The following is a 26,942-nucleotide window of genomic DNA, read 5'->3' on the forward strand; positions in this document are numbered from 1 at the left end:
GGGCCATGGCGCGGATGGTTCGGTTCCCGGCTCCGGGCAAGGCCGAGGTCGTCGAGTTCGAGGACCCCGAGCCTGGTCCCGGTGAGGTGCTGCTCGAGACGACCTACTCCGGCATCTCGGCCGGCACCGAGCTCACCGCCTACCGGGGCAGCAATCCTTACCTGGCCAAGCGATGGGACGCCGCACGCCTGCTCTTCGTGCCGGGTGACTCGTCGATGGCCTACCCCGTCGACGGCTGGGGCTACGAAGAGGTCGGCCGGGTCGTCACCGCCGGGTCCGACGGTGACGCGGACCTGGTCGGGCGCCTGGTGTGGGGGGCGTGGGGCCACCGGTCACTGGCGGTGCGGCCGGCCGAGTACGCACGCGCTCGGCTGCTGCCGCGGGACTCGAAGCCGATCACAGCGGTCTTCGCCAAGATCGGCGCGATCGCGATGAACGCTGTTCTCGATGCCGACATCCACGTCGGCGAGACGGTCGTGGTGTTCGGCGCCGGCGTCCCGGGCCAGATCGTCGCCCAGCTCTCCCGGCTCAACGGCGGTTCTGTGACAGTCGTCGACCCCTTGGCCTCGCGCCGTTCGCTGGCCGACCGGCTCGGCGCTGCCGCGACGCTCGACCCGCGAAGCGACGACGTGGCAGCCGTGGTGCGAGCGGCTACCGGCAACCGCGGCGCGGACGTCGTCATCGAGATGAGCGGGAGCTACGAGGCGCTCAGCGAGGCCATCCGCACCGTCGGCTTCAGCTCCCGCGTGGTGGCGTCCGGGTTCTTCCAGGGGCCCGCGGCGGCGCTGCGCCTCGGCGAGGAGTTCCATCACAACCGGGTGAGCATCGTCGGTTCGCAGATCTACGGCGTCGCGCCGCACCTGCGACACCGGTGGGACGAGCTGCGGATGTCGAGGACGGTCCTGGCTCTGCAAGGCGCGGGGGCCCTGAAGCTGACGGAGCTGGTGTCGCATGTCGTGCCAGACAGCGACGCGCCTGCGGCGTTCGAGCTGCTCGACTCCGCGCCGCAGGACGCGCTGCAGATAGTGCTCGACTACGGCGCGTCGTCGTGACGCCAGCGGAACCGGCGCCGGTGTCGGACGGCAGCATCCGGTGGGGGATCCTGGCCACCGGCGGCATCGCTCGGTCGTTCACCCGCGATCTGCTCGCGCACGGCCATCGCGTCACGGCGGTCGGCTCGCGGTCCGCGGACAGCGCCCGCGCCTTCGCAGGCGAGTTCGGCATCGACCGCGCGCACCCGTCATACGAGGACCTCGTAGGCGACCCCGACGTCGACGTCGTCTACGTCGCGACGCCGCACAACTTCCACGCCGCCAACGCGCTCGCAGCGCTCGAGGCCGGCAAGCACGTACTGGTGGAGAAGGCGTTCGCCGTCAACGCCGGCGAGGCACGCACAGTCGTCGAAGCCGCCCGCAGCCGCGGGCTCCTGGTTCTGGAAGCCATGTGGACGCGGTTCCTGCCGCACATGACGTTCGTGCGCTCGGTCCTCGGCAGCGGTCGGCTGGGCGAGGTTCGTCACCTGCACGCCGACCACACCCAGCGGCTGCCGGCCGATCCCGCACACCGGCTGAACAACCCACACCTCGCCGGCGGCGCGCTGCTGGACCTCGGCGTCTACCCGCTGTCCTTCGCGCACGACATACTCGGCCCGCCCGTCGAGATCACCGCTCGCGGCACGCTGAAGGAGACGGGTGTCGACGCGTCGGTCGCGACCATCCTGCGCCACGAGGGCTCCGCGCTCTCCACGTCGTACTCCTCGAGCCAGATGCGCGGACCCAACACCGCGGTGGTGATCGGCACCGCGGGGCGCATCGACATCGACGCGATCTGGTACACGCCGGCAACGGTGACGGTGCGCAATGCCGATGGCGAGGTCGTGGAGCGCTTCGATCAGCCGGTCAGCGGCCGGGGGATGCAGTACCAGGCAGCGGAGGTCGAGCGACTGCTGTCATCGGGGCAGACAGCCAGTCCGCTCATGACGCCGGAGGACTCGATCGCGGTGATGGCGACCATGGACGCCGTACGCGCCGCGATCGGCGTCCGCTACCCCGGCGAGTAGCACGCAGGCCAAGAGGTGGTGATGAGCAGGATGTCGTCAGCTGGCGGTGCGCTCGGCCGAGTCGCGGTGATCGGATCGGCGAATTTCGACCTGGTGCTGGGGATCTCGCACCGCCCGGCGCCCGGTGAGACGGTTCTCGCCGCGTCGACGGAGAGTCACCCTGGCGGCAAGGGCGCGAATCAAGCCGTCGCCGCGGCGCGGCTCGGCTCGGCCGTCAGCTTCATCGGGTGCATCGGAGTCGACAGCTTCGGTGACGTCGTGACCGCGTCCCTCGTCCGGAGCGGCGTCGACGTGTCCGGCGTGCGGAGGGTCGCCGCACCGACGGCTACTGCCGTCATCCTGCTCACGCCGGACGGCGAGAACTCCATCGTCGTCTCGGCCGGCGCGAATGCCTCGGTGACCACCGCGCTCGTCGACGAGGTCTCGGACGTGTGGTCCGGTGCGGCGGTGCTCGTGCTGCAGCTCGAGCTGCCGGTGGAGACCGTCGGGTACGCCGCCTCGGCAGCCGTCGCTCGGGGTGTGCGGGTCATCCTCAACGCAGCACCCGCCGCGGCCCTCGCGCCTGAGGTCCTTGCCGCGGCCGATCCGCTCGTGGTCAACGAGAACGAAGCCGCGATGCTCCTGGGCGGCTACCCGGCTGACCGTGATGGCGCCGAGGTCGCTGCCGAGTTGCTGGCGCTGGGTGTGCGGTCGGTCGTCCTCACCCTCGGCGCGCGCGGCGCGGTGTTCGCCGAGTCGGGCGGCCTGCCCGAGCACGTCCGCGGGCGTGCCGTGCCGGTCGTGGACACGACGGGCGCGGGGGACGCCTTCGTCGGCGCTCTCGCCGCCCGGATCGCTCACGGTGACGCGCTGCCCGACGCCGTACGATTCGCCAACGACGCCGCAGCGTTCTCGGTGGGGCGCCGCGGCACGCAGGATTCGTACCCGCGACGCGAGGACGTCGCATGACCGCGAGTGTGATCGCGCGGTTGAAGCTGTACCGGCCCGACAGCCATCGGCTCACCTGATTGGGGTCCCAGAAAAAAATCTTGGTTGGTATTGAGTTAAGCCTCCGTACCCGCGATCATGATCGCCACATACCTAGCGGTCGGCTGATCGCACCTCACAGGACGGGGATAGTGCTATGTGCAGCAACTGCCGGGGAGTCTGTGACTGTCCCGAGGATCAGCTCATCACGCAGTGCGCTTGCGGCAGCCCTTACTACATGGACTGCGCCGCTTGTGGACATAGCCCACGGGCCGGTTCGGTCGCCGGAGAGGGAGACGAGCAGCAGCCGGCGCAGGACTGACCTGCCTTTCGGCATAAGGCGAGAGCTTGACAGCGCCGGTGCGACGGATGGCTACCACAATCGTCCCGACGGTGGCGTGGTCACACCGGGTCGCCAGATTGGTAGGCGTGCGGCCACTGGCGTTGTACGGCGGTTTCATCCCAGCCGGTCTGCAAGCGGTTGTGCGCACGGCTGGCCAATGTCTCCAAGGCGCGCACCACCTCGATCGGCAGGTCCTGGCCCGCACCAGCTAGGTAAGAGGCCAGGACATTGACAGCCGTCGCTTCCGCCGGTGTCATCCTCGCCACGTCAGCCAGGAAGATAGACCGGGTTTGAGTTTCGCGATGATTTTGAGGGCCTGTGAGGTCGGGGTCGAAGAGCGCGGCGATCTGGACTGGAAGGCTCAGTTGCCGCTGACGGCCTCAGACCCTGAGGGTAAGCAGACTCAGCAAGCTGAGCTCGCTAAGGACATCGCTGCAGGCAGCGGCCGGCGGCTGGGGTGCGGGGGGGGTGCGTCCAAGGTCTGGGAAAGCGGCCGAACTCCGCAAGATCGCCTCGATGCCCTCGGCACACCGCACTTCAGTGCGCGGGGAGAGCTGAACGTCACGATCGCGTACTGAGGATATGATTGAGGAGGGCGACGGAGAGGGCGACGAACGCCCCGCACCACCGGAACATCAGTCCGATCTGATTTACCCAGTCCGCCCATTTCGCGATGCTCACGCGACTGTCCGCTGCTGCCGCAATCTTGCTCTGCAGGTTCCCCTCACGAGCAACTTGCAGAAGATCGACTTGCCTCGGGTCGGTCGTCAAGGCCGCCGCCCTCTGCAACGCTAGGTCAGCGATGTCCTTGCCGGGAAAGATGTAATCGCGGTGGCCGATTAAGGTTACAAGCGGCTTCGCGCAGAGCGAAATTGTGTTGCCCAGCAGATTGAACAACAGGTAGGTCAGCGTTACATGCCACAGGTCGGCAGTCATCCGAGGCTCCATTTCGGGGCTTGGGCAGAATAATGAAAAATCTTCCAAGCCCTGATCGGTTGTCCCGGCCGGTAGATTAAGCCCCCGATGCTTCCTGCGCGAAGGCGCTTACTGCGGCCCAAGCCGCTGCTAGTGGCCGGTGAGGGGCTGGCCGATCCGCTGGACAGTGGTCAGGCCCCAGATCCGCGCACGTACCAGTAAAATCGTAAGGAGGGCCGAAGATCAGTTTCGTCGATCGGCCCGTCCGACGGTACACGCCATGGTGGTCGCCGATTCTTCTGCAGCCAGACGTATAGCTCAGCGCCGGCGGATACCGCGGCGGCGGACACCCCCTGCTACGGGTACCGCGACTGCCAAGGCCAATTTCATGGTGCTGAGGATATGCCCGAACGCGTTTTCGCCGGACGCGCCGATGGATGAATGAGTTCACGCAGGGATCGTCGCGGCGGTGGAGCCCACCCGTGCCAGCAGCTACTTCAGATTTCGTGTCGCCGCACTCCAGTTTTGGTGTCGTTTCCACTCCAAATTTTGTGGCGCGCAACAATACCGGCCCGCGCTCATCCGCAGCCAGTTCAGAAAATGCCGATAATCGACATTATGTCATTCTGATCTTTGGTACGCCTGCCCTTGATTGGTACGCCTGCCCTTGAAATGAAGATAAGTCCCCTCTTGGTTAGAGGACACCTGGCGCACCTGATCGGATCGAGGCCTTGAAGGTCCGGTAGACGTTCGACGCGGTTCTCAGACAAGCTCCGGAGTTATGAAGGCAAGCCGGCTCTGTTGATCTTCATCGTGATAAGGGCCTCCCGACATAATTGACCGCTTTCCCCCAATTGCTTGCCGGGCTCGTTTCAGCATGTTAATTTACAGCCGTTTCGCCTGTGTAATGACGATGTTTAGCAGTGGTGCGCGGCCAGCCGGGCCGCGACGGCTTGGGGGGCCGAACTATGCGCACATTTGTATCCCGGGTTACTTCCCGCAGCGTGAGCCGATGGTCTCGGAGGACACGCACGGTTGCCATCGGGACGGCGGCCGCTGTCCTCACCGGCCTGCTCGTGGTGGCCGGCCCGACCGGCGCAGGCGCCGAAGGCGCCCCTGCGGGCCCGGCCAGCTCGCTGTGTGAACCTGGCCAACCCGGCGTGATCTACGGGACCGCAGGCAACGACAAGCTGAGCGGCACCTCGGGTGACGACGTGATCTGTGGCCTCGGTGGCAACGACAGCTTGGACGGCAGGGGCGGTAACGACATCGTCGACGGCGGTGACGGAGCGGACCAACTCTCGAGCGGCACCGGCAATGACCAGGCCTTCGGCGGCGCTGGAAACGACGTGATCGACGGCGCCGACGGCGACGACAGCCTCTACGGCGAGGACGGAACCGACACGCTGACAGGCGGTGCGGGCAATGACTCGCTCGACGGCGGCGCTGGAAACGACAAGCTCACGGCGTCGGACGGCAACGACCGCATGCGGGGCGGGCCGGGCGAGGACGACCTCTCCGCCGGCGCCGGGGACGACACCCTGGACGGTGGACCTGACACCGACGTTCTTGACGCGGCGGCGGGCACGGATGTCTGCCTGAATGGCGAGAACAACACCGGCTGTGAGCAGGGCAAAGAGGTCCTGGACCCGCTGGGAAACCCGCTCGTCATTGCTACCCCGCAGGCCGGGCCGCTCACGTTCACGATCGACGACTCGTTTCCTGGCGTCTCGCTCACCGTCGACAGCGCTGGTGGCATCTACCCGTGGGACGTGGAGATCTCGCCGGCCCGCGCTTACATGCAGGGCATCCTGCCGGTGCTGGCAGGGCCGGCGTTCGACATCCGGGTGCCATCGGATGCGAAGAAGATCAACGGCGCGACCTTGACGCTGCCGTACTCCGAGAGCCGCCTGCAGGTGCCCGCCAGCGACGCGCGAATCTGGACGTTCGACCCCGAGCGACAGTTCTGGATCCCGGTGCCAGGAGCCCAACAGGTGGACCCGGTCAAGCACACGGTGACCGCGCACCTGGAACACTTCTCCGTCTATGCCGTCCTGGGTGTCAATGACTCGTGGGGCTGGGAACAGGTCTTCAAGAAGACGCCACTGCGCTGCACGGGCGGTCCGCCCGGCGGCAACGGCGGATTCGACGTCGTGTTCGTGATCGACACGAGCGGGTCCATGAGCTGGAACGATCCCAGCGGCCTGCGGGTAGACGGCGCCGCTGCCTTCGTCGACGCGATGGGGGCGAACGACCGCGCGGCGGTGGTCACCTTCGACAACTTCGCCACCACCGATATCGGGCTGACCTCGACAGGGACGTCCGGAGGCATCTCCGCAATCAAAGCGGCGTTGGAACGAGGACGTGACGCCAACGGTGGCACCGACATCGGCGCCGGGGTGCGCAGCGCGACGCAACTGCTTGCGAACAACGGCGGTGGATCGCGGGCCCGCATCGCCGTGTTGCTGACCGACGGCGTGAGCTCGTATGACCCGGCCCTGACCACGGCGGCAGCGAACAACGCGGTCGAGATCCACACGGTCGGGCTGGGGTCAGACACCGACACCACGTTGCTGCAGTCGATCGCGAGCGGAACCGGCGGAAGCTACCGGGGCATCACCGATCCCGCGCAGCTGCCGGAGCTGTACCGCCAGTTGGCAGGCGACATCATCGGCGGTGACCTCGACACCGACGGCGACAAGATCTCCGACTGCGTCGAGCGCAATGGCGCGTTCACTCCGCTCACCGGGCTGATCCAGCTCTTCCTGCCGACGGCGTCGGACTTCATCACCACGGATCCGAACAACGCCGACTCCGACGGTGACACGCTTCAGGACGGCTACGAACTGGTCGCGACACCGCTGCGCGACGACCCCGTGCTGGCGCAGAATTACGACTTCCTGGTGGACCAAGGCCTGACCACCTATTACAAGATGGTCGCCGACCCCACCAAGAAGGACACTGACGGCGACGGTCTGGACGACAACCTGGAATTGCTGAACCGCACCGATCCGCTGAGCTCCGATGACAGCGACCTCGACATCGACGGGCTCGACCTGCCGCCGTTCACGCTGTTCCAACCGTCGCGGTACAGCCAGAAGCCGGTGATCAGCCAACGGCTGGACGTGCAGAAGCAGGCGGACGGCACCTCCCTGCTCGTGCGCCACTACTACAACGCCAACCCCGTCACCTACGACGAGGACCGCGACTGCGTGGAGAACTGCGACGCGGTCCGCCAGCTCGCCCAGGACCGCCCGGATGACAACGGCTTCGGGGTCTGCGTGTTCGGCGTCGGTGACTGCGTCGATGACACCTCCCAGGAGCGTGACGTCGTCGAGGAGGCGCGGGAAAAGCAGGGCGTCTTCGACGATGACGACGGTGACCTGTCGGAGGACTTCCTCCGACTGCAGACGGCCCTGGAATGCGCGATATGGACGGCTGACGCGAAGGCCTGCTTCGACGCCGCGGCACAACTCGACCTCGACGACAAGAACGCCGACGAGTTCGGCGAGGTGCTCGCTTCGGCGGTCATCGCGGTGCCGGTGGCGGGTCCGGGAGTGGCAGCCAACCCGGAGCTGATGCGCCGCATCGCACGGGTCCTCATCACCCTTGGCGTCGTGTCCGCGGCTGCCGTCACCGTGGAGCAGCTGGTCGAGGCGGTTCGCAACTGTTTCGAATCACCGGTGCTGCGGGTGATCAAGTTGGCGTTGCCGTTCGTGCACCCCTGCGAGTGGTTGCCGATGTTCTCCCCGGCCGGTGACGTCAAGACGGCGGCCGAGCACAAGGTCGCCGCGATACGGGACCAGCCCCTCCGCATGGCGCTCACCTACTCGACGGCGGCCGAGGTGCGGGCGCGGGGCGTGGCCCGCGGCTGGTACGTGGGCAAGCCGGGGTGCACGGCAGCCGATCAGGCCGCGGCCCAGCAGAACTACGGGGTGGCGGTCGCATGCGACGAGTTCCCGTATTACTCGACGACAACCTCCGGACCGGGCGCGTCACTGAAGTACATCCCGTCGTCGGACAATAGCCTTGAAGGCACCCGCCTCAACGTGTTCTATCGCGCGTGCCCGCGGGTGTCCGCGCCGGTCCCGGCCAACCGGGACCACTTCCTGGTGGTGCCGATACCAGTGTTGCCGGTGACTGTGGCGCACTGCGGCCGGGCGTTGTCATGACGTCGCAGCTGCAGCGACTGCTCGCGCAGCTGGACGCGCGACTCGCTGCGGCTGCGCTACCGATCGCCGGCGCGCTACGACCTGGCGCGCCGGCCGATCGGGTCATCACCGGCGCCGGCGATGTCACCGACCTGATCGCCTGGTGGACCTGGCACGACGGCGCGGAGGCGCCTGACGCGCCGCCTGTCGTGGAAGGACCGGGCGTGTATGAGCTACCGGAGACCTACCTGCCCGGTGACTGGCACATCCTCAGCCTGGCCGACGCCATCCGCATCCACGACTGGTATCGCGCCGACCTCGCCGCTATCGGTGGGACCGACCTCATTCCCGCGGCGTGGTTCCCGCTGCTCAAGGAGGACAGCGTGCCGGCTGAGCTGTGGTATGACCGGGACGGCGGCGGGCTGTACATGGTGGACATGCACGCGGCATTACCCGAGGACCCACCGGTTCCGATGCACGCATCCATGACCGAGCTCGTCGAGTCGCTCATCGACTACGTCGACACGCCGGAACCGGGCAGCCGCAACCGCCAAGTGCCCGGCTGAGCCGGCAGTGACAGCTGACCGGCCTGCTCAGGCCTGAACCGCGTACCGCCAGAAATCCTGCATCACGATGGGCGCCGTCGGCGCGGACAACGTCAGCTGGCTGAGCAGGATCGTGATGAGGCCGGTGGCGGGCACCAGGTAGGCCGCCGTCCCGGTGCCGCCGATCCAGCCATAACGTCCCGGCACGTTCCACGGGTCGATGGGCTGGATGTCGACCGAGCCGCCGTAACCCCAGCCCTGGCCCTCCAGGAAGATCTCGCCGGCCGCGCGCTGGGCCGCGGTCAGGTGATCGGTGGTCATCATTCGCACCGACTCCGGTGACAGGAGTTGCCGGCCGTCAACCGTCCCGCCGTTGATCAGCAGCCGGGCGAAGGCGTGCCAGTCATCGACGGTGGACACCAGCCCGCCGGAACCGGAAGCGAAAACGGGTGGGCTGCTCCATCGCTGGTCCGGGCCCTCGACCAGCTCAAGCTCGCCCGCCGGATTGGCCTGGTAATAGCTGGTGAATCGGTCCAGCTTGCCGGCCGGCACCTCGAACCCGGTGTCGGTCATGCCGAGCGGTTCGAACAGCCGCTCGGCCAGGAACTCGGCCAGCGGGCGCCCGGCGACCCTGGCGATCAGCACGCTGAGGATGTCGTAGCAGGTGTTGTACAGCCAGGCATCGCCCGGCTGGTCCAGCAGCGGAATCCGGGCCAGCCGGGCCAGCCACTCGTCCGGCCCCGGAAACGAGGGTCCCGGCCGCTCCTCCGGCTCCAGGTCCGCCAGCGGCTCCAATGCCGGCAGCGAGAAGTCCGACGAGTAGCCGTACCCGGCGCGTGAGCTGAGTACGTGCTCCACGGTGATCGGCCGGACCGCGGGCACCACGTCCTCGACCGGGCTGGCCGGCGTGCGCACCACCGACGGGGACGCGAGCTCGGGCAGCCACTGGGCGACCGGGTCCCCCAGCGCCATCCGGCCGTCATCGACCAGCGTCATGGCCGCCGCGGCGATGATCGGCTTGGTGATCGAGGCGATCCGGAAGATCGAGTCCCTGGCCATCGGCGTGCCACTCCGCACGTCGACCAGGCCGGCCACCTGCACGTCGACGTCCTCGCCCCGGGCGATCAGGGCGACCAGCCCGGGTTCTGGCCCGCTGTCGACGTGCTCGTCGAGGATGTCGCGCAGGCCGGTCATCAGCTCGCCCCCTCGGTAGCCGCGTACTGCCAGAAGTCCCGCATCACCGGCGGCGGCGACGGACTGGTCATCTCCTGCTGGGTCAGCAGGATCGTGATCGCGCCGGTGGCGGCGATGAGATGCGCCGCCGTTCCGGTGCCGCCGATCCAACCGTAACGTCCCGGCACGTTCCACGGGTCGCGGGATTCGACGTCGACCGAGCCGCCGAAGCCCCAGCCCTGGCCTTCCAGGAACAGCTCGCCGGCCTCCCGCTGGGCTGCGGTCAGCTGATCCGTGGTCATCATCCGCACCGACTCCGCCGACAGCAGCCGGCGCCCGCCCGCGGTTCCGTCGTTGATCAGCATTCGGAAGAAGGCGTGCACGTCATCGACGGTGGACACCAGCCCGCCGGCCCCGGACGGGAACGCCGGCGCAACCCGCCATTGCCCCTCGAGATCCTCGATCCGTTCGAGCTCGCCCGCCTCATTCCTCCAGTAGAGGCTGGCGAACCGGTCCCACTTGTCGGCCGGCACCTCGAACCCGGTGTCGCTCATACCGAGCGGTTCGAACAGCCGCTCGGCCAGGAACTCGGGCAACGGACGCCCGGCCACCCTGGCGATCAGCACGCTGAGGATGTCGGAGCTGGTGTTGTACAACCAGCTCTCCCCCGGCTGGCTCAGCAGCGGAATGCGGGCCAGCCGGGCCAGCCACTCGTCCGGCGCGGGAAACAGCCGCGGCTGCGGCCCCGGCTGCAATTCGAGCAGCAGTCGCATCACCGGCAGCGAGAAGTCCGACGGAAAGCCGTACCCGGCGCGCGAGCTGAGCAGGTCGTACACGGTCATCGGCTTGCGGGCCGGCACCACGTCCTCCACCGGGCTGGCCGGCGTGCGCAGCACCGGCGTCGACCCGAGCTCGGGCAACCACTGCGCGACCGGGTCCGCCAGCGCCATCCGGCCGTCGTCGACCAGCGTCATGGCCGCCGCGGCGATGATCGGCTTGGTGACCGAGGCGATCCGAAAGATCGAGTCCCTGGCCATCGGCGCGCCGCTGCGCACGTCGGCCAGACCGGCCACCTGCACGTCGACGTCCCCGCCCCGAGCGACCAGGGCCACCAGCCCGGGCGCCGATCCACTGTCGACGTGCCTCTGCAGCAAGCCCCGCAGGTCAGTCACCAGTCCACCTGCGTCCTGACCATCCAGACGTGGCCGTCCAGGTCGGCGAAGGCCCCCGCGTACCCCCAGAGTTGAGGTCCGGGCGCCGTGACGATCGAAGCCCCGGCGCCCTGCGCGCGCCGCACCAGCTCGTCGACCTCGGCGTCGGTGTCCGTTCCGATGATCAGCACGCATTCGCTGGTGCCGGGCGGCGCGACCTCGTGGTCTCCGCTGATCCACCCGAAGCCGCCGGTGGGCACGAGCATCAGCCGGACGCCGCCGGTGAGCTCGAACTGCAGCGGCTCCGGCACGCCGTCGTCGGCCGGCTCGCCCACCGCCTCGAAGCCCAATCCGTCGCGGTAGAAGGCGAAAGCCGCCGTGCGGTCAGCGATCGGCAGGCTCACCACAATCGGATGCGAGAGCATCGACCCCTCCCCTGGTTCCTCTGGCGTCGCCAGCTTAGGACTGACGGCGGAGCTCAGACTCAGGGGCGGTTCGGGTCCGGGTGCAGCACGTAGAACAGCGACCAGGCCGGCGCGGACGGGTCGTCGGGCAGCGCTGAGACCTCGTTCAGCAGGTTCAGCAGCCGGTCGCGGAAGTCGGCCAGGTGCTCCGGCGCGAGTCGCAGGCCGAGCCGGGCGATCTCCACCTCCTCGCGGGGCACCAGGGCGAGCTCCTCCAGAAAGGCGTTCAGCAGCGAGCGGTCGATCGCCGGGGCGCTGACCTGCCAGGACTTTCGGGTTGCCAGGTAAGGGATCTCCCGCGCGCCGCGGGCGCCGCGCCGCTCAGGTTGGGGTTGCAGGAAGCCGGTCCGCACCAGCGTCCGGATGTGGTGCAGGATGCTGGCCGGGTCGCGTTCGAGGATCGCGGCGATCTCCTTGTTGGTGTGGCCCTCCCCCAGGCAGATCCGCAGGATGCGCAACCGCAGCGCCGAGGCCAGCGCCTTGGCCTCCTCGTCGGTCGCCGGTGTCCGCTGGTCCATGACCCAGACTCTAGCCAAGTGATTGACAAATGCCAATCACTTGGCACACGATGGCGACGTGACCGCTGACCTCGACCACCCCAGGCGTGGCGGCCTGTGGCACCACCCGGAGTTCCGGCGGCTGTGGATCGGCGAGAGCATCAGCCAGTTTGGCTCCACCATCAGCCAGCTGGCGCTGCCGCTGGTCGCGATTCTCATCGTGCAGGCAAGCACCTTCGAGGTCGGGCTGCTGGTGATGTTCGAGATGGCCGCGTTCCTGCTGGTGGGCCTGCCGGCCGGCGCCTGGGTGGACCGGATGCGGTTTCGCAGCGTGCTGATCCTCAACGACGTGCTGCGCGCGCTGGCGCTGGCGTCGGTGCCGCTCGCGCAGTGGCTGGGCGTGCTCGGCATGGAGCAGCTGTACGTGGTCGCGCTGCTGGTCGGGGTGTGCACGGTGTTCTTCGACGTGGCCTACCAGTCCTTCCTGCCGCAACTGGTCGAGCGCGAGCAGCTGGTGGAGGCCAATGCCAAGCTGCAGGCGAGTGAATCGGTGATGCAGATCAGCGGGCCGAGCGTCGGCGGGCTGCTCATCCAGGTGCTGACCGCGCCGTACGCGGTGCTGCTCGACGCGTTCAGCTTTCTCTGGTCGGCGTCCTGGGTGGCCGCCATCAGGACCAGGCCGGCAAAGCCCGAGCGCCGGCCCGACCGCAACCTGCGCCGCGAGATCGGCGAGGGTTTGCGCTTCGTGGTGGGCAACCCGCTGCTGCGTCCGATCGCGCTGTGCACCGGTGCGGCGAACCTGTTCGGCTCGATGGCGACCGCGGTGTTCTACGTGCTGCTGGCCCGCGAGCTGAGCCTGTCCCCCGGCCTGATCGGCCTGCTCGGCTCGACCTCGGCGATCGGCGGGCTGGCCGGCTCATTCGTGGCCCGCCGGTTCGCCGAACGGGTCGGGCAGGGCCCGGCGATCTGGATCTCGTCGCTGGCGATGGCGCCGTTCGGGTTCGTCGCGCCGTTCGTGCAGCGCGACTGGACGCTGGCGTTGCTGGCCTTCGCCCAGGGCGCGATGTGGCTGTGCGTGGTCGTCTACAACATCACCCAGGTCAGCTTCCGGCAGGGGCTGTGCCCGCCCGCGCTGCTCGGCCGGATGAACGCGACGATGCGCTTTCTGGTGTGGGGCACCATGCCGGTCGGCGGCTTTCTCGGCGGGCTGCTCGGCTCGATGATCGGCGTGCGGCAGACGCTGCTCGTGGTGGCGGTCGGCGGCGCGCTGTCGTTCCTGCCGGTCTTCCTGTCGCCGTTGCGGCGCATGCGCGAGCTGCCCTCCTACGCCGCTACGGTGTGATCATGACGACGGATGCGGCCACAGCGGCGCCGCGGGTGACGCTCGGCAGCTGGCCCACGGCGCTTGAGCCGGCGCCCCGGCTGGCCGCGGCGCTGGGGCTGAACAGCGATGACCTGTGGATCAAGCGCGAGGACCTCGGCGGCCTGGGCGGTGGCGGCAACAAGCTGCGCAAGCTGGAGTTCTCGGTCGGCGCCGCGCTGGCAGAGGGCGCTGACACCCTGGTCACCATCGGCGGGGCGCAGAGCAACCACGCCCGGCTGACCGCCGCGGTCGGCGTCCGGCTGGGCCTGCAGGTGGTGCTGGTGTTTCCCGGCAGCTACGACGGAGTCCGCGGCGGCAACGTCGCGCTGGACGGATTGTTCGGCGCTCGCGTGCACTGGGCCGGTGACGTGGACTTCGTGGGACTGGGCGAGGTCGCAGCCGCTATCACCGAGCAGCTGCGGGCCGGTGGAGCTCGTCCGGTGCTGCTGGGCCTGGGCGGCTCCAGCGCCATCGCCTCCCGCGGCTACCTCGAGGCCGGTCATGAGCTGCTCGGCCAGCTGCCGGACCTGCACACCGCGGTCGTCGCCCTCGGCTCGGGCGGGACGATGGCCGGGCTGGTGGCCGCGCTCGGGCCGGAGCGGGTGTTCGGGGTGGAAGTCGGCGCCCTGGTCGATCCGGCCGGCACGGTGGCCGAGCTGGCCGGCCAGGTCGGCCCGCGGGCGGTCGCCGCCGAGGAGCTGCGGATCAGCCTCGACCAGATCGGCGCCGGTTACCCCGACGTGACCGATCAGTCCATGGCGGCGATGCGCCTGGTCGGGCGCACCGAGGCCCTGGTGCTGGACCCGATCTACACCGGCCGTGCCATGGCCGCCCTGGTGGCGGCCGTCTCGGACGGCACGATCGCCGCGGGCGTGAAGACGGTGTTCCTGCACACCGGCGGCATGCCGGGGCTGTTCGGATATCAGGACGCGATCAACCGGGCCGAGCAGGGCCTGGGCCACTACCCCGGCTGAGGCATTGGCGAGATACTGCACGCATGACCGGTTCTGACAAGGCCCTGGACCACCGCGCGATCGGGGTCGAGCTGTTCAACCGGGTGTGGGAGCTGATGGACAAGCAGGATCGCACCGTCGAAGAGGACGACGCGATGCTGCACATGGCGCACGCGTCGGCTCATCACTGGCGGGCCGAGGGCACCGGCGCGACGGCGAACAACCTGGCTCGCAGCGAATGGCAGGTGTCGCGGGTGTACGCGGTGCTCGGGCGCGGCGAGCCGGCCGGCTACCACGCCCGGCGCTGCCTGCAGATCTGCCAGGCCAACGGGATCGGTGACTGGGACCTGGCCTTCGCCTACGAGGCGTTGGCCCGCGCCGCCGGTGTCGCGGGCGATACGGCCGTTGCCGCCAGCTGGACCGACCAAGCCCTTCGAGCCGTTGAGGACATCGCCGAGGACGAGGACCGCAAAGCCGTGCTCACCGATCTGGCCACCATCCCTGGATTGAGCGGTGGCGGCTGAGCTGCCTGCTGCCGCCCATGACGAATGTCACCACTTTTGAGGATGACCCCACCCAGCCGGCCGGGGTTTACTTAGGTGCCGGTCCTGGATGCGACGGTGGGAAACCGCCAGCAGACGACGCTTAGCGTGGCAGTCGAGCATGGACGTTGCGGAAGGTTCGATTCCTCCCGACGGCACTTTTCGATAAGCGGGCTACTGGCCGAGGCGGCCGTCGATGCGCTCACGCAGCAGGTCCGCGTGGCCGTTGTGGCGCGCGTACTCCTCGACCATGTGCACCAGCAGCTCGCGCAGCGAGATCGGGTCCCCATTGCTGTCGACCCCGACGAAACCCAGGTCGGTGTCACGCGTGAACTGCTCAGCGAAGGCGACCTCCTCACGCCAGGCCGCCCACGCCTCGTCCACCACCGCCTGATCGGCCACTGCCCCGTCGAAGTCGCCGTCGGGCTCGTCCTCGGACTGGTAGCGCTTGGGCACGTCCTGGCCGGCGAACCGCCGCCGGAACCAGCCACGCTCCACCTCGGCCATGTGCCGGAGCAGGCCGAGCAGCGACATCGTCGACGGCTCGACCGCACGGCGGGCGAGCTGTTCGGGGTCCAGGCCCTCGCATTTGAGCTGCAGGGTCAGCCGCTGACCACGCAGGAACTCGGTCAGCGTCGCCCGCTCGTCGCCGAGCCTCGTACCGCCCTCGCGCGGGTCCTTGGCGGGGTCCATGAACAGATCGGCGCGGTGCTGGAGCTTCGTCATGCCCTCATGCTCGCGGCGCCGCCTCGACCAGGCAAGCGGATTGTGAGTGGCGGCTCGACGGCGGCTCACACCCGAGTGTTGGATGGTGGAATGGAAGTCAGGGCCTGCTCAGCGAGCGATCTCGAGCTTCTGCGCGCGCAGTGGCCGACCCCGGACGACGTGGCCGGCGCGCATTTTGAACAGCAGCAAGGCAAAGCCGCGACGTTCCTCGTCTGTTGGGAAGCCGGCGAGGTATTGGGCTGGGCGCTCATCCAGTGGCGCGGATGCGTCGGCGAGAACGCCCGCACCGCCTTTCCGCACTGCGTCGAGGTCAACCACCTGCAGGTCCGCGAGCAACATCGAGGACGCGGCGCCGGCACTGCGATCCTTGCGACAGCCGAACAACAAGCGCGAACCAGCGGAGTAACTCAGATCGCGGTCAGCGCCAGTTTTGAAAACCCGAACGCTGCTCGGCTCTACCGGCGACTGGGATACCAGCCAACGGACGTAGTCGATGCGTGCTCCTACCGCTGGCGTGATGACCAGGGCGCCTGGCACGACGAGACGGAGTCGGCCGAGCTGCTGGTCAAGCTGCTCTGAGGCGCCACCGCCTGACAGAATCGCCTGCATGGAGCAATTCGAGCCTGGTTACGTCCGAGTCGAGACGACGATCGTGGAGATCCCCGGCGGAACGGTCAGTGACCTACCTGCCCAGTGGCAACCGCCGCCGCCACCGCCGGACCAGGCCACCCTCGCGGACTGGATGGCTCCCGAGCTGTTTGAGGCATGGGAGATCATCGCTCGCGACCTGCGGCCGCCGGACGCGATCATCCCCATGGTGGCGCCGGCTCACTGGGGTTGTGACGATCCCGACTCCTACACGGCTGGAGTGCGGTGGGAGGACGGCACCGGTGCAGCGATCAGGGTGCCGCGACACCAACCGCTACCCGACCGACTGGTAAACCTCGCCGACGAGTTCCAGGAGAGCGAGATCACGGCGCTCTGGTTCGCGGGCCGCCCGGCGGTGTGGCCGCACTGCCCACGGCATCCGAACACCCATCCGCTGAACCCGCGCCTTCACGACGGAACACCGGTCTGGATGTGCGGCGCGTCCGATGTCATCGCGCCCATCGGCGAGCTGTTCCCTCGCTGAGTAAAGAAATCCAGCGGCCGGACTAAGCAGGCGAGTCGTCCTTGGCGCTGGCGAACGCCGCGTCGAACGCCGCGGTCGGCGGGTCGAAGGCCAGACCGGCGACGAACTCGCGGGCCTCCGGCGCGCCGACCAGCCGGTCCATGCCGGCGTCCTCCCATTCGATGGACAGCGGGCCGGTGTAGCCGATCGTGTTCAGCATCCGGAAGCAGTCCTCCCACGGGACGTCGCCGTGGCCGGTGGAGACGAAGTCCCAGCCACGCCGGGGATCCGCCCATGGCAGGTGCGAGCCGAGCACTCCCCTACGACCGTTGCCGGTCCGCAGCCGGGTGTCCTTGCAGTCGACGTGATAGATCCGGTCCCGGAAGTCCCAGATGAACATGACCGGGTCGAGCGCCTGCCAGACGAAGTGGCTCGGGTCCCAGTTCAGCCCGAACGCTTCCCGATGCCCGATCGCCTCCAGCGCGCGCTCGGTCGTGTAGTAGTCATAGGCGATCTCGCTCGGGTGCACCTCGTGGGCGAACCGGACCCCCTGGTCGTCGAACACGTCGAGGATCGGGTTCCACCGGTCGGCGAAGTCCTGGTAGGCCGCGTCCATCAGCGCCGGCGACACCGGCGGGAACATCGCGACGTACTTCCACGCGGCCGAGCCGGTGAACCCGACCACGGTGTCCACGCCGAGCTTGGCCGCCACCACCGCGGTGTCCTTGAGCGCCTGCGCGGCCCGCTGCCGCACGCCCTCGGGGTCACCGTCACCCCAGATGGCCGGCAGCAGCATGTCGCGGTGCCGGGCGTCGATCGGGTCGTCGCACACCGCCTGCCCGGCCAGGTGGTTGGAGATGGCGTACACCTTCAGCCCGTGGACGTCGAGGATGTCGCGCCGGGTCTGCAGGTACGCCGGATCGGCGACTGCCCTTGCCACGTCGAGGTGATCGCCCCAGCAGGCGATCTCCAGCCCGTCGTAACCCCAGCTCGCGGCAAGCCGGGCCACCTCTTCGAAGGGCAGGTCGGCCCACTGGCCGGTGAACAGCGTGATCGGGCGGCGCACTGGTAGCTCCTTCGTGACGTGTGAACGGTGAAGGCGAAAGTCGCGATCGTTGGCCGTCAAGCAGGGACTGGCCCGGCAGGTCACCCTGCCAGAGGGCCAACGATCAACGCCTCCCAAAGCGGCCGAGGCTGACCGGGACGGATCCCGGCCAGCCTCGAACCAGACGAACCTAGTCCCAGCCGAACTTCTCATACTGGGCGACGTTGTCCTTGGTGACCAGCTCGGAGTCGATGAGCATGTAGCTGGGCAGCGGCAGGCCGGCCAGGTCATCGGAGGACCGTCCCTGCGCGATCAGCCGGGCCATCGACACCGCGGTCGCGGCGATCGCCGGGGTAAAGGTGACGTCGGCCTCGATGCGGGCATCGCCGTTCTTGATGTGCTTGAGCATCGCGTTCGAGGCCGCGGTGCCGACGATGAAGAACTCCTTGCGGTTGGCCTGGGCGGCGGCCGCCTCCGAGCCGATGTTCTGGTCATCGTCGTGGTTGAACACCGCGTCGAGCTTCGGCGCGGCGGCCAGCAGGTTGGCCATGGCCGACTGGCCCGACTGAACCGTGAACGAGGCGTTGACCTGCCGCGACACCTTCAGGCCGTGGATGGCCAGCGCGTCGGCGAAGCCCTCCGAGCGCTCCCGGGTCAGGGCCAGGGTCTGGATGCCGGTGATCTCGCCGATCACGGCGTCGGACTTGCCCTTGAGCTTGTTGCCGATGTAGGTGCCGGCGTTGAAGCCCACCTTGTAGTTGTCACCGGCCAGGAACATCCGGTAGGCGCTCTGGTCGTTGAAGCGGCGGTCCAGGTTGATCACCGGGATGCCTGCGGCGGTGGCCGCCTTGCCCACGCCGGTGAGCTGGTCACCGTCCTGCGGGAAGATGATCAGCGCGTCCGGCTTCTCGGCGATCGCGGTCTCCACCGCGGCGATCTGGGACGGGGCGTCCGGAGCGGCCTCCAGCGCGGTGAAGGTGACGTCGGGGTACTTCGCCGCCTGCTCCTTGGCGAACCGGTTGATGGCCGCCAGGAAGCCGTGGTCGGCGACCGGGCCGGAGAACATGATCCGCACCTTCTTGCCCGGAGCCTGCGCGCCGCCGGTGTTGCCGGCCGGCGCCGCCGCGTTCGACCCTCCGGTGGTGGCGGTCGACTTCGGCGTGTTGCTGGTGCAGCCGGTCAGCACCATCCCCGCGGCGGCGGCGATGGCGACGGCGCCGGTGAATAGCCGACGACGGCTGCCGCCACCGTGCTCGTTGCTCTTGCGATTGTTCACTGCATCCTCCGCGGTTGAGATGGTTGTTGCTGCTGACGTTGAGAGCCGGCGTTGCGCCCGGCTGAGAAGCGAGCGACGGGCGCTCATGTCGGTCGCCGCCGTAGCGAACCGACCCGGAAGCTCTGGATGAGGACCGCGGCGACGATGATCACGCCCTGGGCGATCAGCTGGTACTCGATGGCCAGGTTGTTCACGATGAACAGGTTGGTGATCTGGCTGAACACCAGCACGCCCAGCACCGAGCCGACGATGGTGCCCCGGCCGCCGGCCAGCGCCGTGCCGCCGATGATCACCGCCGCGATGGCCTGCAACTCGTACAGGTTGCCGTGGTCCGACGAGCCGGAGTTGGCCTGCGCGGTCACCATCAGGGCGGCGAGCCCGCAACAGAAGCCGGACAGCCCGTAGATGATCACCTGGGTACGGCGGACGCTGATGCCGGCCAGCCGGGCGGCCTCGCCGTTGCCGCCGATCGCGGCGCTGCGGCGTCCGAAGGTGGTCCGGTTGAGCAGCACCCAGGCCAGCGCGGCGACCACGGCGAAGATGATCACCAACCACGGCACCCCGAGGAACTTGCGCTGCGCGATGTCGGTGATGCCGTTGACGCTGACGACCTGGGTCTGCTTGCCCGAGATCTTCTGGGCCAGGCCGCGCGCGGCGACCATCGTCGCCAGCGTCGCGATGAAGGGCGCCATCCGGCCGTAGGAGATGAGAAAGCCGTTGGTGAGGCCGGCAACCGTGCCCACCACCAGGGCGACGAAGACCATCATCACCGCGCCGTAGGACTGGGTCGACAGCGTGGTGGCCCAGACGCTGGCCAAAGCCAGCAACGCCCCCACCGACAGGTCGATGCCGCCGCTGATGATGACGAAGGTCATCCCGATCGCGACCACGCCGATGCTCGATGCCAGGGTGAGCACGGTCAGCTCGTTGCTCCAGAGCCGGTCGGCGTCCAAAAAGATGTCCGGCCGGCTCCACGCCCCGATCCCGTACAGGGCGATCAGCACCGCGATCAGCCCCAGGTTGCGGCGCACCGGCTCGCTGGCGTCCTCGCGGAACCAGTGACGAAGGGAGAATCCGCCTGACGGCGGCGGGGACGCGGCGGAAGATCCGTGCGCCGGCGACGCCTCGGCCTGAGGCGTGATCACCTTGACGTGGTCGGTCATGGGCTATCCACTTCCAGTAGCGATCCCGCCATGACGAGATCGAGGACGGTTTCCTCATTCAGTTCACCGGCCGGCGCCTCGCGCACGACCCGGCCCTCACGCATGACGATCACGCGGTCCGCCAGGCCCAGAACCTCGGGCACCTCGCTGGAGACCATGAGCACGCCCATGCCGTCATCAGCCATCCGGCGGATGACCCGGTAGAGATCCGCCCTGGCGCCGACGTCCACCCCGCGGGTGGGCTCGTCCAGCAGCAGCAGGCGGGTGCCGGAGGATCGCCGAGACCGTCCGGATTGCAGTGGGGCCTCGCCGGCGGGGTTCAGCAGCCAGCGGCCGAGGACGACCTTCTGCTGGTTGCCGCCGGACAGCGTCTTCACCGGCCGGTCGACCCCGCGCGGATGCAGGGCGAGCAGGTCGGCGATCTCGGCGGACGCGGCGCGCTCGGCGCCGGCCCTGGTCATCCCACCCTTTGCGTAGCGGGAGAAAGTGGCCAGGGTGACGTTGCGGTAGATCCTGTCCTCCAGCACCAGCGCCTGGCTCTTGCGCTCCTCCGGCGCCAGCCCGAGACCGGCCCGCACGGCGCTGGCCACCTGACCCGGTGGCAGCTTGCGACCGTCCAGGCGCACCTCGCCGCTGGTGGGCTTGCGGGCGCCGTAGATGGTCTCCAGCAGCTCCGAGCGCCCTGACCCGACCAGCCCCGCGATGCCCACGATCTCACCCGCGCGCACCGACAGGGACACGTCGACGAACTCGCCCGCCCGGGTCAGCCCGGTCACCTCGAGCAACGCCGGGCTCCCGCCGGTGCTCTCCCCCCGCTCGGTGACCCCGGCTCGCTCGGTGGCCCCGGCTCGTTCGGTGACCTCGGCTCGTTGGGTGACCTCGAGGAGCTCGGCGCGCCGGGCCCGCTCCGGAAAGACGTACTCGATGCTGCGGCCGGTCATCCGGGTGACCAGCTCGTCGGTCCTGGTGGTGCGGGCCGGCAGGTTCACCGCCGAGGTGCGACCGTCCTTGAGCACGGTCACCCGGTCACCGATCTCGCGGATCTCCTCCAGCCGGTGGGAGATGTAGATGACCGCGATGCCGCGCGCGGTGAGGTCGCGGATGACCCGGAACAGGTTCGCCACCTCGTCGTGGGCCAGGACCGCGCTGGGCTCGTCCATGACGAGCAGTTGAGCGTCGTGGGACAGCGCCCGTCCCATGCTCACGATCTGCTTGGCGGCGGCGGGCAGCCGCCCGACCTTGCGGTTCACCGGGATGTCGCCGTGGCCGAGCCGACCTAGCACGGCGGCTGCCTCGGCCCGCATCCGGCCGCGGCGCACGAAGCCGGCCGCGGCCTGCTCGTGCCCCAGAAAGATGTTCTCGGCCACCGTCAGGTCATCGACGAGGTCCAGCTCCTGGTAGATCGTGGCGATGCCCGCCTTGGTGGCGGCCTGCGGCCCGCTGAACGAGGTCTCCTCGCCGTGCCAGAGCAACGAGCCGGAGTCCGGGCGGTGCACGCCCGCCAGCACCTTGATCAGGGTCGACTTGCCGGCGCCGTTCTGCCCGAGCAGGCAGTGCACCTCGCCGGCCAGCACCTCCAGCTCGACCCCGTCCAGGGCTCGGACGCCGGGAAAGGTCTTCACGATGCCGGTGAGCCGCAGCAGCGGCGTCTCGGCGCCACCGGCGGCGGGCTGGGCGGTGGTCATGGCGTTCTCGGTCATGCCGGCACCTCGATCCAGGTCTGGGACGCGGCCGCGTCCATCACCGCTTGGGTCAGGACCGCGGCCCGCAGCCCGTCGGCGAACAGCGGCAGCCCGTCGGGGGCGTGCCCGGCCACTGCGGCGTAGACGTCGCAGACATAGGCGTTGAAGGCGTCCTGGTAGCCCTGCGGGTGACCCGCCGGCAGCCGCGAGTAGGTAGAGGCAGGTTGGCCGAAGACCTCCGTGCCGCGCATCAGGACGACGTTCTGGTCGCGGGCGCCCATCCACAGCGCGTCGGGCGCCTCCTGGTCGAAGGAGTACGAGGCGTCGGGGCCGTCGAAGGAGAACCACAGGCGGTTCTTGCGGCCGGGAGTCACCTGGGACACCACCACCGAGCCCATGGCGCCGCGGTCGGTCTGGAAGACGACGACCGCGCCATCCTCCGTGCCGGGGTCGGTGCGGTCCTCAGTGCCGTCACCGAGGTGCCGCTCCTTGTAGGCGCTGCCCAGCTGCGCGGCGAGCCGGACGATCCGGTGCCCGGTCGTGAACTCCATCAGGTCGCACCAGTGCACGCCGATGTCGCCGAACGCGCGCGAGGCGCCGCCCAGCGCGGGATCCATCCGCCAGTTCGTCGCGTCGCTGGCAGACAGCCAGTCCTGCAGGTAGGTGCCGTGCAGCAGCCACAACGGGCCGGCCGCGTCGCGGGCGATCCGGTTGCGGGCCTCGCGAACCGAGGAGTAGAAGCGGTAGACGAACGGCACGCTGGCCACCCGCCCGGCCTCGCCGGCCAGTTCGGTCAGGCGCTGGGCGTCGGACACCGAGGTCGCCAGCGGCTTCTCGCAGATCACGTGCTTGCCGGCGGCCAGCGCGGCCTGCGCCATCTCGGTGTGCGTCCGGTTGGGAGTGCAGATGTGCACGACGTCGACGTCCGGCGCCGCCAGCAGCTCGGCGAGATCCGCCGCGCCCCGCCGGGCCCCCATAGCCCGCACGCCGCTGGCCGTGGTGGCAGCGCCGCTGCCGAGCACGGCCGCCACCTCGCCGCCGGCGGCTCGCACCGCATGCGCGTGCACCCCGGCGATGAAGCCGGTCCCCACGATCGCGGCCTGCATGCCGGCGGTCATCCGCGCGTCCGATCCACGCGCCTCGAGCGCAGGGAGCAGCCGTAAGGCCGGTCCTTGCCGCTGCGGATCAGTTCCATGCGGTAGCCCCTCTCACCGGTGACGCCGTGTGTGGTACGGGTTGTGTGCTCCGCACGCTATTGCACGTGAGATGCGAAAGTCAACGATAAGGCTTAACAAACGAGCCGTAATCCGCCACACATTGGTAATTTGAGCGTAACTTTTACCTGAGACTTACTTAACTCGTCTTCAACGGGTCCATGCAAAGATCTGACGCGACGAAACGAGGTGACGCATGAGCACGAAGGAGCTAGCGGAAGGCCTGGCCGCCGAGCAGGTCGACTCCCTTGCCGCGGTACTTGCCGCCGTGCGCGGCGGCGGGCTGCCGACCCGCCCGGATCTCACGAGGCGCCTTGGCCTGGGCCGCAATGTCGTCAGCCAGCGGGTGACCCAGCTGATCGACGCCGGCCTGCTCGACGAAGGCCGGCTGGCGCCGTCGACCGGGGGGCGGCCCTCCCGTGAGCTGCGCTTTCGCGCCGAGGTCGGCTGCCTGCTCGTGGCCGAGCTGGGCGCGACCGAGCTGCAGGCCGGCCTCAGCGACCTGGACGGGGTGCCGCTGGCCCAGCGGACCGAGGCCTGCGACGTCGCGGCCGGCCCGGAAGCCACTTTGGCCCGGCTCGAGCAGATCTTTGACGAGCTGCTGGCCGACCGGCCGGTCCCGGTGCCGGTGTGGGGTGTCGGGATCGGGCTGCCCGGGCCGGTCGAGTTCTCCAAGGGACGCCCGATCGCGCCCCCGATCATGCCCGGCTGGGACGGCTACCCGGTGCGCGACCGGCTCTCAGCCACCTATCAGGCGCCGGCCTGGGTCGACAACGACGTCAACGTCATGGCCCTGGGCGAGCTGCGCACCGGAATAGGCCGCAACGAGCTGGAACTGCTCTACGTCAAGGTGGGCACCGGAATCGGCGCCGGGCTCATCTCCGCGGGGCGCCTGCACCGCGGCGCCCAGGGAGCGGCGGGCGACATCGGCCACGTGTCGGTGCTCGACGACGACAGCGTGCTGTGCCGCTGCGGGAACACCGGATGCCTGGAGGCGCTGGCCGGCGGGTACGCGCTCAGCCGCGACGGGCTGACGGCCGCGCAGTCCGGGCGCAGCGCCGCGCTGGCGCAGGTGCTGGCCGCCACCGGCAGCATCACCGCTCGCGACGTGACAGCCGCCGCGGGCGCCGGTGACCCGGCAAGCCTGGCCCTGCTGACCCGGTCGGGCCGGCTGGTCGGCCGGGTGCTGGCGACCCTGGTGAACTTCTACAACCCCTCGCTCATCGTCATCGGAGGGCAGGTCAGCTCCGGTGGAGACATCTTTCTCGGTGAGCTGCGTCGAACGGTCTACGGCCGCTCCACGGCGCTGAGCGCGCGCGATCTGCGGATCAAGACCTCACCGCTCGGTGACCGCGCCGGGCTGCTGGGCGCGGCGTTCCTGGTGGCTGACCAGCTCTTCTCCCCCGAATGCCTCGGCCAGTGGATCTCCAACGGCTCACCGGCCGGACGGCCCGACCTGTCCGACGACGGCGTCGCCGCCTGAGCCGGTGCGCCGGCGCCCGGTTGTCAGATCCATTGGAAACCGACTGCCTCGTCCAGCAAGTGGATCAGCTCGTGAAGCCTGGCCACCACGGGATCATCCGACATGCCCGCGAGGATCACGGTGTGCTCAGCAGTGCCGTCGAGAACCTGAACGGCGTAGTGGAAGCCGTCATACACCGGCGCTCCTTGCAGGTCCTCCGGCAGGTGGAAGAAGTCTGACTCGGTGACGATCCGGCGCACCTGGTCGGCGACCCCGGAATCGAGGCTGGAGGTCTCGACCGGCCCCAACCGCTGGTTCACCCCGGCGAAACCGCCTGTCTTGTTAACGGTAATCTGCATCATCAATCACGCTTTCGGTGAGAACGGGCAGGCAATAGTTGGTCAATCTCGATCGGGGTCGGTGGGCCCGCCGCTGCTGTCATTGCCCGAGTAGAGAAGCCGCTTGGCGTACTTCCGGTTTCCTCGCTGCCAGTACGGCTCCTGCCAGCTGGCGTCCTCGGTCAGGTAGTCGTGGGCGCCAGGAGCTCGCCGCGTCAGCCGCTGAGCCCACCACCGGGCGTAGAAGTGGTCGAACACCCTGTTGTACTCGGTAAAATAGACATCGGCGACGTCGGTGTCACCGGTGATGACCAGCATGTTCTCGTCGTTGCTCGTCGTCGAGGCGGTGGAGAAGTTCGCCGAGCCCGAGATGGTGGTGGGCGTCCGGCTGAGCGGGCCGAGCAGCAGGATCTTGGTGTGCAGGTACTCAACGTGCTCGTTGAATCCTGTCAGGTGCTCGGCCGCCCAGCCGCTGAGCGAGTCGGGTGTGCCGGTGGCGCCCACCGCGAGTTGCACCAGCGGGTCCCTCGACCAGACGCGCTGGTTGTTGTCGCGGCGGTTGAGCAGCACGAAGCGCAGCACACCGGGTGTGTGGGCCTCGGCCAGCCGCGCCTCGAAGTGATCGTCGTCCAGCCCGAACGGCAGGGTGATGTGGGTGCTCGAGGGCGACGCGGCGAAGCCGGTGGCATACCAGTCCAGCGGGTCGATGGCGGTGCGCGGGCTGAACAGCGTGTGGATGCCCGTGGTGGCGAGCGCCCCGGCGTCGAAAGGGCTGTGGGCGTCGGTCCAGGCCTTCAGCACCGCCCTGGCCGGATCGCATGACAGCTGCGTCCAGTAGTCGTGGAAGCGCTGCGCCACCTCGGGATCGCGGACCACGTGCCCGACGTTGGAGTGGCCGAAGATGCCGCCCTGGGTGAGGTTGGTCGATCCGGTCCACACCTGCGCCGGCGCGATCGTGTCGTCACCGCGGCCGGCCCGGCGGTCGGCCCGGATGATGAACTTGTTGTGCGCGATCTGGGCGCGGGTGCGCGGGATCAGCACCGAGCGGTCGAAGTCGACCGCCTGCACGGCCGCCTGGATCGCCGCCTCGTTGCGGTGCCCCTGCTCCCCGTCTGCGTGATAGACGATGCGCACGTCGGCGCCTGCGGCATGCGCCTGCGCGAACGCGGCCAGCACGGTCGGCTCGGTGAACTCGTAGACGGCGGCCCGGATCGCCACCGACGGCGAAGTGTCGTCGGTGATGAAGGCGATCAGCGCCTCGTGCAGACCGCGGGACAGCCACTTCATGGCCGCGGCGCGCGTGTCCGGCGGCAGCTTGTCCGGCGGGGCGTTGAACTTGGCGGCGTAGGCCTGGCTGGCCGCCACCCCGCGGTTGAAGTAGACGCCGTGGGCGCCGGTGCCCGGGTCGTTGGTGGTGATGTCGACCGTGGCCGAGACCGAGTCCCTGCTGGTCAGCTTTCCCGGTGCGCCGTAGCGCGGCACGGCCGTATAGCGGTACCGGTGTCCCGGCTCGGTGGTGTAGTCGCCCCACCACATGGCCTGGATCGGCTGGGCCTCGGTCTGGTAGATCGCGGTCAGCGCCGGCGCCGGAACCTGGGACTTGAAGGTCTTGAACCCTGACAGCCAACGGGACTTCTGAGCGGTGAGATCCTCGCGGTGCAAGGCGATTCCCAGGCAGCCGTCCCTGGCCTCATCGCTGAGGTCGAAGCCGAAGAAGACCGCGCGACTGCCGGCGATGGCATTGACCGTGAGCCCGCCGTTCTCAACTTGCCGTCGCACAGCAACCCCCAGCCCGAGTGGCGA

26 protein-coding genes are annotated in these 26,942 nt (G+C 68.9%); 12 read left to right on the top strand and 14 right to left on the bottom strand.

Annotated elements, in window-relative coordinates; all coding sequences use genetic code 11:
* Positions 1-5 precede the first annotated feature (5 nt).
* From VF557_11905 to rbsK, 3 genes are read left to right on the top strand one after another with little or no spacing between them, the layout of a single operon-like run.
* A complete protein-coding gene (locus VF557_11905; GenBank protein ID HEX8080909.1) occupies positions 6-1,052 on the top strand; it encodes a zinc-binding dehydrogenase in 1,047 nt (348 codons plus the stop codon).
* 20 nt (positions 1,053-1,072) lie between these two features.
* Positions 1,073-2,059, top strand: a complete 987-nt coding sequence (locus VF557_11910) for a Gfo/Idh/MocA family oxidoreductase (protein HEX8080910.1) — start codon at positions 1,073-1,075, stop codon at positions 2,057-2,059.
* 21 nt (positions 2,060-2,080) lie between these two features.
* Positions 2,081-3,007 (top strand): ribokinase, encoded by a 927-nt coding sequence (rbsK, locus tag VF557_11915; GenBank protein ID HEX8080911.1) that lies wholly within the window; start codon positions 2,081-2,083, stop codon positions 3,005-3,007.
* A 420-nt stretch (positions 3,008-3,427) separates the two neighbouring features.
* Here rbsK and VF557_11920 read toward each other — a convergent pair whose 3' ends face one another.
* Both VF557_11920 and VF557_11925 read right to left on the bottom strand, forming a co-directional pair.
* Positions 3,428-3,625, bottom strand: coding sequence for a hypothetical protein (locus tag VF557_11920; protein HEX8080912.1), 198 nt, complete (start codon positions 3,623-3,625; stop codon positions 3,428-3,430).
* Positions 3,626-3,929: 304 nt separating this feature from the next.
* Positions 3,930-4,304, bottom strand: a complete 375-nt coding sequence (locus VF557_11925) for a hypothetical protein (protein HEX8080913.1) — start codon at positions 4,302-4,304, stop codon at positions 3,930-3,932.
* A 461-nt stretch (positions 4,305-4,765) separates the two neighbouring features.
* Here VF557_11925 and VF557_11930 point away from each other — a divergent pair, with 461 nt between their 5' ends.
* From VF557_11930 to VF557_11940, 3 genes are all read left to right on the top strand, one after another.
* A complete protein-coding gene (locus VF557_11930; GenBank protein ID HEX8080914.1) occupies positions 4,766-4,954 on the top strand; it encodes a hypothetical protein in 189 nt (62 codons plus the stop codon).
* A 333-nt stretch (positions 4,955-5,287) separates the two neighbouring features.
* Positions 5,288-8,455, top strand: coding sequence for a VWA domain-containing protein (locus VF557_11935; GenBank protein HEX8080915.1), 3,168 nt, complete (start codon positions 5,288-5,290; stop codon positions 8,453-8,455).
* On the top strand, positions 8,452-9,000 hold the full coding sequence (locus VF557_11940; GenBank protein ID HEX8080916.1) for a hypothetical protein: 549 nt from the start codon (positions 8,452-8,454) through the stop codon (positions 8,998-9,000). The genes VF557_11935 and VF557_11940 overlap by 4 nt, the downstream gene beginning before the upstream one ends.
* Before the next feature lie 27 nt (positions 9,001-9,027).
* Here the strand turns inward: VF557_11940 and VF557_11945 are convergent, their stop codons facing one another.
* From VF557_11945 to VF557_11960, 4 genes are read right to left on the bottom strand one after another with little or no spacing between them, the layout of a single operon-like run.
* Entirely contained in the window at positions 9,028-10,173 is a 1,146-nt protein-coding gene (locus VF557_11945; protein HEX8080917.1) for a serine hydrolase domain-containing protein, read from the bottom strand.
* Entirely contained in the window at positions 10,173-11,324 is a 1,152-nt protein-coding gene (locus VF557_11950) for a serine hydrolase domain-containing protein (protein HEX8080918.1), read from the bottom strand. The genes VF557_11945 and VF557_11950 overlap by 1 nt, the downstream gene beginning before the upstream one ends.
* A complete protein-coding gene (locus VF557_11955) occupies positions 11,321-11,728 on the bottom strand; it encodes a VOC family protein (GenBank protein ID HEX8080919.1) in 408 nt (135 codons plus the stop codon). Before VF557_11955 ends, VF557_11950 begins: the two co-directional genes overlap by 4 nt.
* Positions 11,729-11,787: 59 nt before the next feature.
* On the bottom strand, positions 11,788-12,285 hold the full coding sequence (locus tag VF557_11960; GenBank protein ID HEX8080920.1) for a winged helix-turn-helix domain-containing protein: 498 nt from the start codon (positions 12,283-12,285) through the stop codon (positions 11,788-11,790).
* A 58-nt stretch (positions 12,286-12,343) separates the two neighbouring features.
* Here VF557_11960 and VF557_11965 point away from each other — a divergent pair, with 58 nt between their 5' ends.
* The 3 genes from VF557_11965 to VF557_11975 are packed head-to-tail and all read left to right on the top strand — an operon-like array spanning position 12,344 to position 15,104.
* Positions 12,344-13,606 (top strand): MFS transporter, encoded by a 1,263-nt coding sequence (locus tag VF557_11965; GenBank protein ID HEX8080921.1) that lies wholly within the window; start codon positions 12,344-12,346, stop codon positions 13,604-13,606.
* A 2-nt stretch (positions 13,607-13,608) separates the two neighbouring features.
* Entirely contained in the window at positions 13,609-14,601 is a 993-nt protein-coding gene (locus VF557_11970; GenBank protein ID HEX8080922.1) for a pyridoxal-phosphate dependent enzyme, read from the top strand.
* A 23-nt stretch (positions 14,602-14,624) separates the two neighbouring features.
* On the top strand, positions 14,625-15,104 hold the full coding sequence (locus VF557_11975) for a hypothetical protein (protein HEX8080923.1): 480 nt from the start codon (positions 14,625-14,627) through the stop codon (positions 15,102-15,104).
* A 192-nt stretch (positions 15,105-15,296) separates the two neighbouring features.
* Here VF557_11975 and VF557_11980 read toward each other — a convergent pair whose 3' ends face one another.
* Positions 15,297-15,848: a DinB family protein gene (locus VF557_11980; protein HEX8080924.1), complete on the bottom strand. Its 552-nt coding sequence runs from the start codon at positions 15,846-15,848 to the stop codon at positions 15,297-15,299.
* Between the two features lie 90 nt (positions 15,849-15,938).
* On the opposite strand from VF557_11980, the gene VF557_11985 reads away from it, so the two are divergent.
* Both VF557_11985 and VF557_11990 read left to right on the top strand, forming a co-directional pair.
* Positions 15,939-16,427 (top strand): GNAT family N-acetyltransferase, encoded by a 489-nt coding sequence (locus tag VF557_11985; GenBank protein HEX8080925.1) that lies wholly within the window; start codon positions 15,939-15,941, stop codon positions 16,425-16,427.
* Positions 16,428-16,455: 28 nt separating this feature from the next.
* On the top strand, positions 16,456-16,980 hold the full coding sequence (locus VF557_11990) for a hypothetical protein (protein ID HEX8080926.1): 525 nt from the start codon (positions 16,456-16,458) through the stop codon (positions 16,978-16,980).
* Positions 16,981-17,002: 22 nt separating this feature from the next.
* Here the strand turns inward: VF557_11990 and VF557_11995 are convergent, their stop codons facing one another.
* The 5 genes from VF557_11995 to VF557_12015 all read right to left on the bottom strand — a co-directional run bounded on the left by VF557_11995 (position 17,003) and on the right by VF557_12015 (position 23,243).
* Positions 17,003-18,025 carry a sugar phosphate isomerase/epimerase family protein gene (locus VF557_11995; protein HEX8080927.1) on the bottom strand — a complete coding sequence of 341 codons (1,023 nt, stop codon included), beginning with the start codon at positions 18,023-18,025 and terminating at the stop codon, positions 17,003-17,005.
* Between the two features lie 169 nt (positions 18,026-18,194).
* Entirely contained in the window at positions 18,195-19,280 is a 1,086-nt protein-coding gene (locus tag VF557_12000) for a substrate-binding domain-containing protein (protein HEX8080928.1), read from the bottom strand.
* A gap of 83 nt (positions 19,281-19,363) precedes the next feature.
* Positions 19,364-20,443, bottom strand: a complete 1,080-nt coding sequence (locus tag VF557_12005) for an ABC transporter permease (GenBank protein HEX8080929.1) — start codon at positions 20,441-20,443, stop codon at positions 19,364-19,366.
* Positions 20,440-22,143 carry a sugar ABC transporter ATP-binding protein gene (locus tag VF557_12010; protein ID HEX8080930.1) on the bottom strand — a complete coding sequence of 568 codons (1,704 nt, stop codon included), beginning with the start codon at positions 22,141-22,143 and terminating at the stop codon, positions 20,440-20,442. Before VF557_12010 ends, VF557_12005 begins: the two co-directional genes overlap by 4 nt.
* Positions 22,140-23,243: a Gfo/Idh/MocA family oxidoreductase gene (locus tag VF557_12015; GenBank protein HEX8080931.1), complete on the bottom strand. Its 1,104-nt coding sequence runs from the start codon at positions 23,241-23,243 to the stop codon at positions 22,140-22,142. The genes VF557_12010 and VF557_12015 overlap by 4 nt, the downstream gene beginning before the upstream one ends.
* A gap of 292 nt (positions 23,244-23,535) precedes the next feature.
* On the opposite strand from VF557_12015, the gene VF557_12020 reads away from it, so the two are divergent.
* Positions 23,536-24,822, top strand: a complete 1,287-nt coding sequence (locus VF557_12020) for an ROK family protein (protein HEX8080932.1) — start codon at positions 23,536-23,538, stop codon at positions 24,820-24,822.
* Between the two features lie 23 nt (positions 24,823-24,845).
* Here VF557_12020 and VF557_12025 read toward each other — a convergent pair whose 3' ends face one another.
* Together VF557_12025 and VF557_12030 are read right to left on the bottom strand one after the other, a co-directional pair.
* On the bottom strand, positions 24,846-25,160 hold the full coding sequence (locus VF557_12025) for a protealysin inhibitor emfourin (protein ID HEX8080933.1): 315 nt from the start codon (positions 25,158-25,160) through the stop codon (positions 24,846-24,848).
* Between the two features lie 42 nt (positions 25,161-25,202).
* Positions 25,203-26,918, bottom strand: coding sequence for a phospholipase D-like domain-containing protein (locus tag VF557_12030; GenBank protein HEX8080934.1), 1,716 nt, complete (start codon positions 26,916-26,918; stop codon positions 25,203-25,205).
* Positions 26,919-26,942: the final 24 nt, after the last annotated feature.

Source organism: Jatrophihabitans sp., assembly GCA_036389035.1.
Classification (GTDB): domain Bacteria; phylum Actinomycetota; class Actinomycetes; order Mycobacteriales; family Jatrophihabitantaceae; genus Jatrophihabitans_A.

Excerpts from the sequence above, each read along its gene's own strand:
- VF557_11980 (HEX8080924.1), bottom strand. The coding sequence starts at position 15,848 with ATGACGAAGCTCCAGCACCGCGCCGATCTGTTCATGGACCCCGCCAAG.
- VF557_11975 (HEX8080923.1), top strand. The coding sequence starts at position 14,625 with ATGACCGGTTCTGACAAGGCCCTGGACCACCGCGCGATCGGGGTCGAG.
- VF557_11925 (HEX8080913.1), bottom strand. The coding sequence starts at position 4,304 with ATGACTGCCGACCTGTGGCATGTAACGCTGACCTACCTGTTGTTCAAT.
- VF557_11940 (HEX8080916.1), top strand. The coding sequence starts at position 8,452 with ATGACGTCGCAGCTGCAGCGACTGCTCGCGCAGCTGGACGCGCGACTC.
- VF557_11960 (HEX8080920.1), bottom strand. The coding sequence starts at position 12,285 with ATGGACCAGCGGACACCGGCGACCGACGAGGAGGCCAAGGCGCTGGCC.
- rbsK (HEX8080911.1), top strand. The coding sequence starts at position 2,081 with ATGAGCAGGATGTCGTCAGCTGGCGGTGCGCTCGGCCGAGTCGCGGTG.
- VF557_11945 (HEX8080917.1), bottom strand. The coding sequence starts at position 10,173 with ATGACCGGCCTGCGCGACATCCTCGACGAGCACGTCGACAGCGGGCCA.
- VF557_11970 (HEX8080922.1), top strand. The coding sequence starts at position 13,609 with ATGACGACGGATGCGGCCACAGCGGCGCCGCGGGTGACGCTCGGCAGC.
- VF557_11985 (HEX8080925.1), top strand. The coding sequence starts at position 15,939 with ATGGAAGTCAGGGCCTGCTCAGCGAGCGATCTCGAGCTTCTGCGCGCG.
- VF557_12010 (HEX8080930.1), bottom strand. The coding sequence starts at position 22,143 with ATGACCGAGAACGCCATGACCACCGCCCAGCCCGCCGCCGGTGGCGCC.
- VF557_12025 (HEX8080933.1), bottom strand. The coding sequence starts at position 25,160 with ATGCAGATTACCGTTAACAAGACAGGCGGTTTCGCCGGGGTGAACCAG.
- VF557_11920 (HEX8080912.1), bottom strand. The coding sequence starts at position 3,625 with ATGACACCGGCGGAAGCGACGGCTGTCAATGTCCTGGCCTCTTACCTA.
- VF557_11955 (HEX8080919.1), bottom strand. The coding sequence starts at position 11,728 with ATGCTCTCGCATCCGATTGTGGTGAGCCTGCCGATCGCTGACCGCACG.
- VF557_12015 (HEX8080931.1), bottom strand. The coding sequence starts at position 23,243 with ATGACCGCCGGCATGCAGGCCGCGATCGTGGGGACCGGCTTCATCGCC.
- VF557_12005 (HEX8080929.1), bottom strand. The coding sequence starts at position 20,443 with ATGACCGACCACGTCAAGGTGATCACGCCTCAGGCCGAGGCGTCGCCG.
- VF557_11990 (HEX8080926.1), top strand. The coding sequence starts at position 16,456 with ATGGAGCAATTCGAGCCTGGTTACGTCCGAGTCGAGACGACGATCGTG.
- VF557_11905 (HEX8080909.1), top strand. The coding sequence starts at position 6 with ATGGCGCGGATGGTTCGGTTCCCGGCTCCGGGCAAGGCCGAGGTCGTC.
- VF557_12020 (HEX8080932.1), top strand. The coding sequence starts at position 23,536 with ATGAGCACGAAGGAGCTAGCGGAAGGCCTGGCCGCCGAGCAGGTCGAC.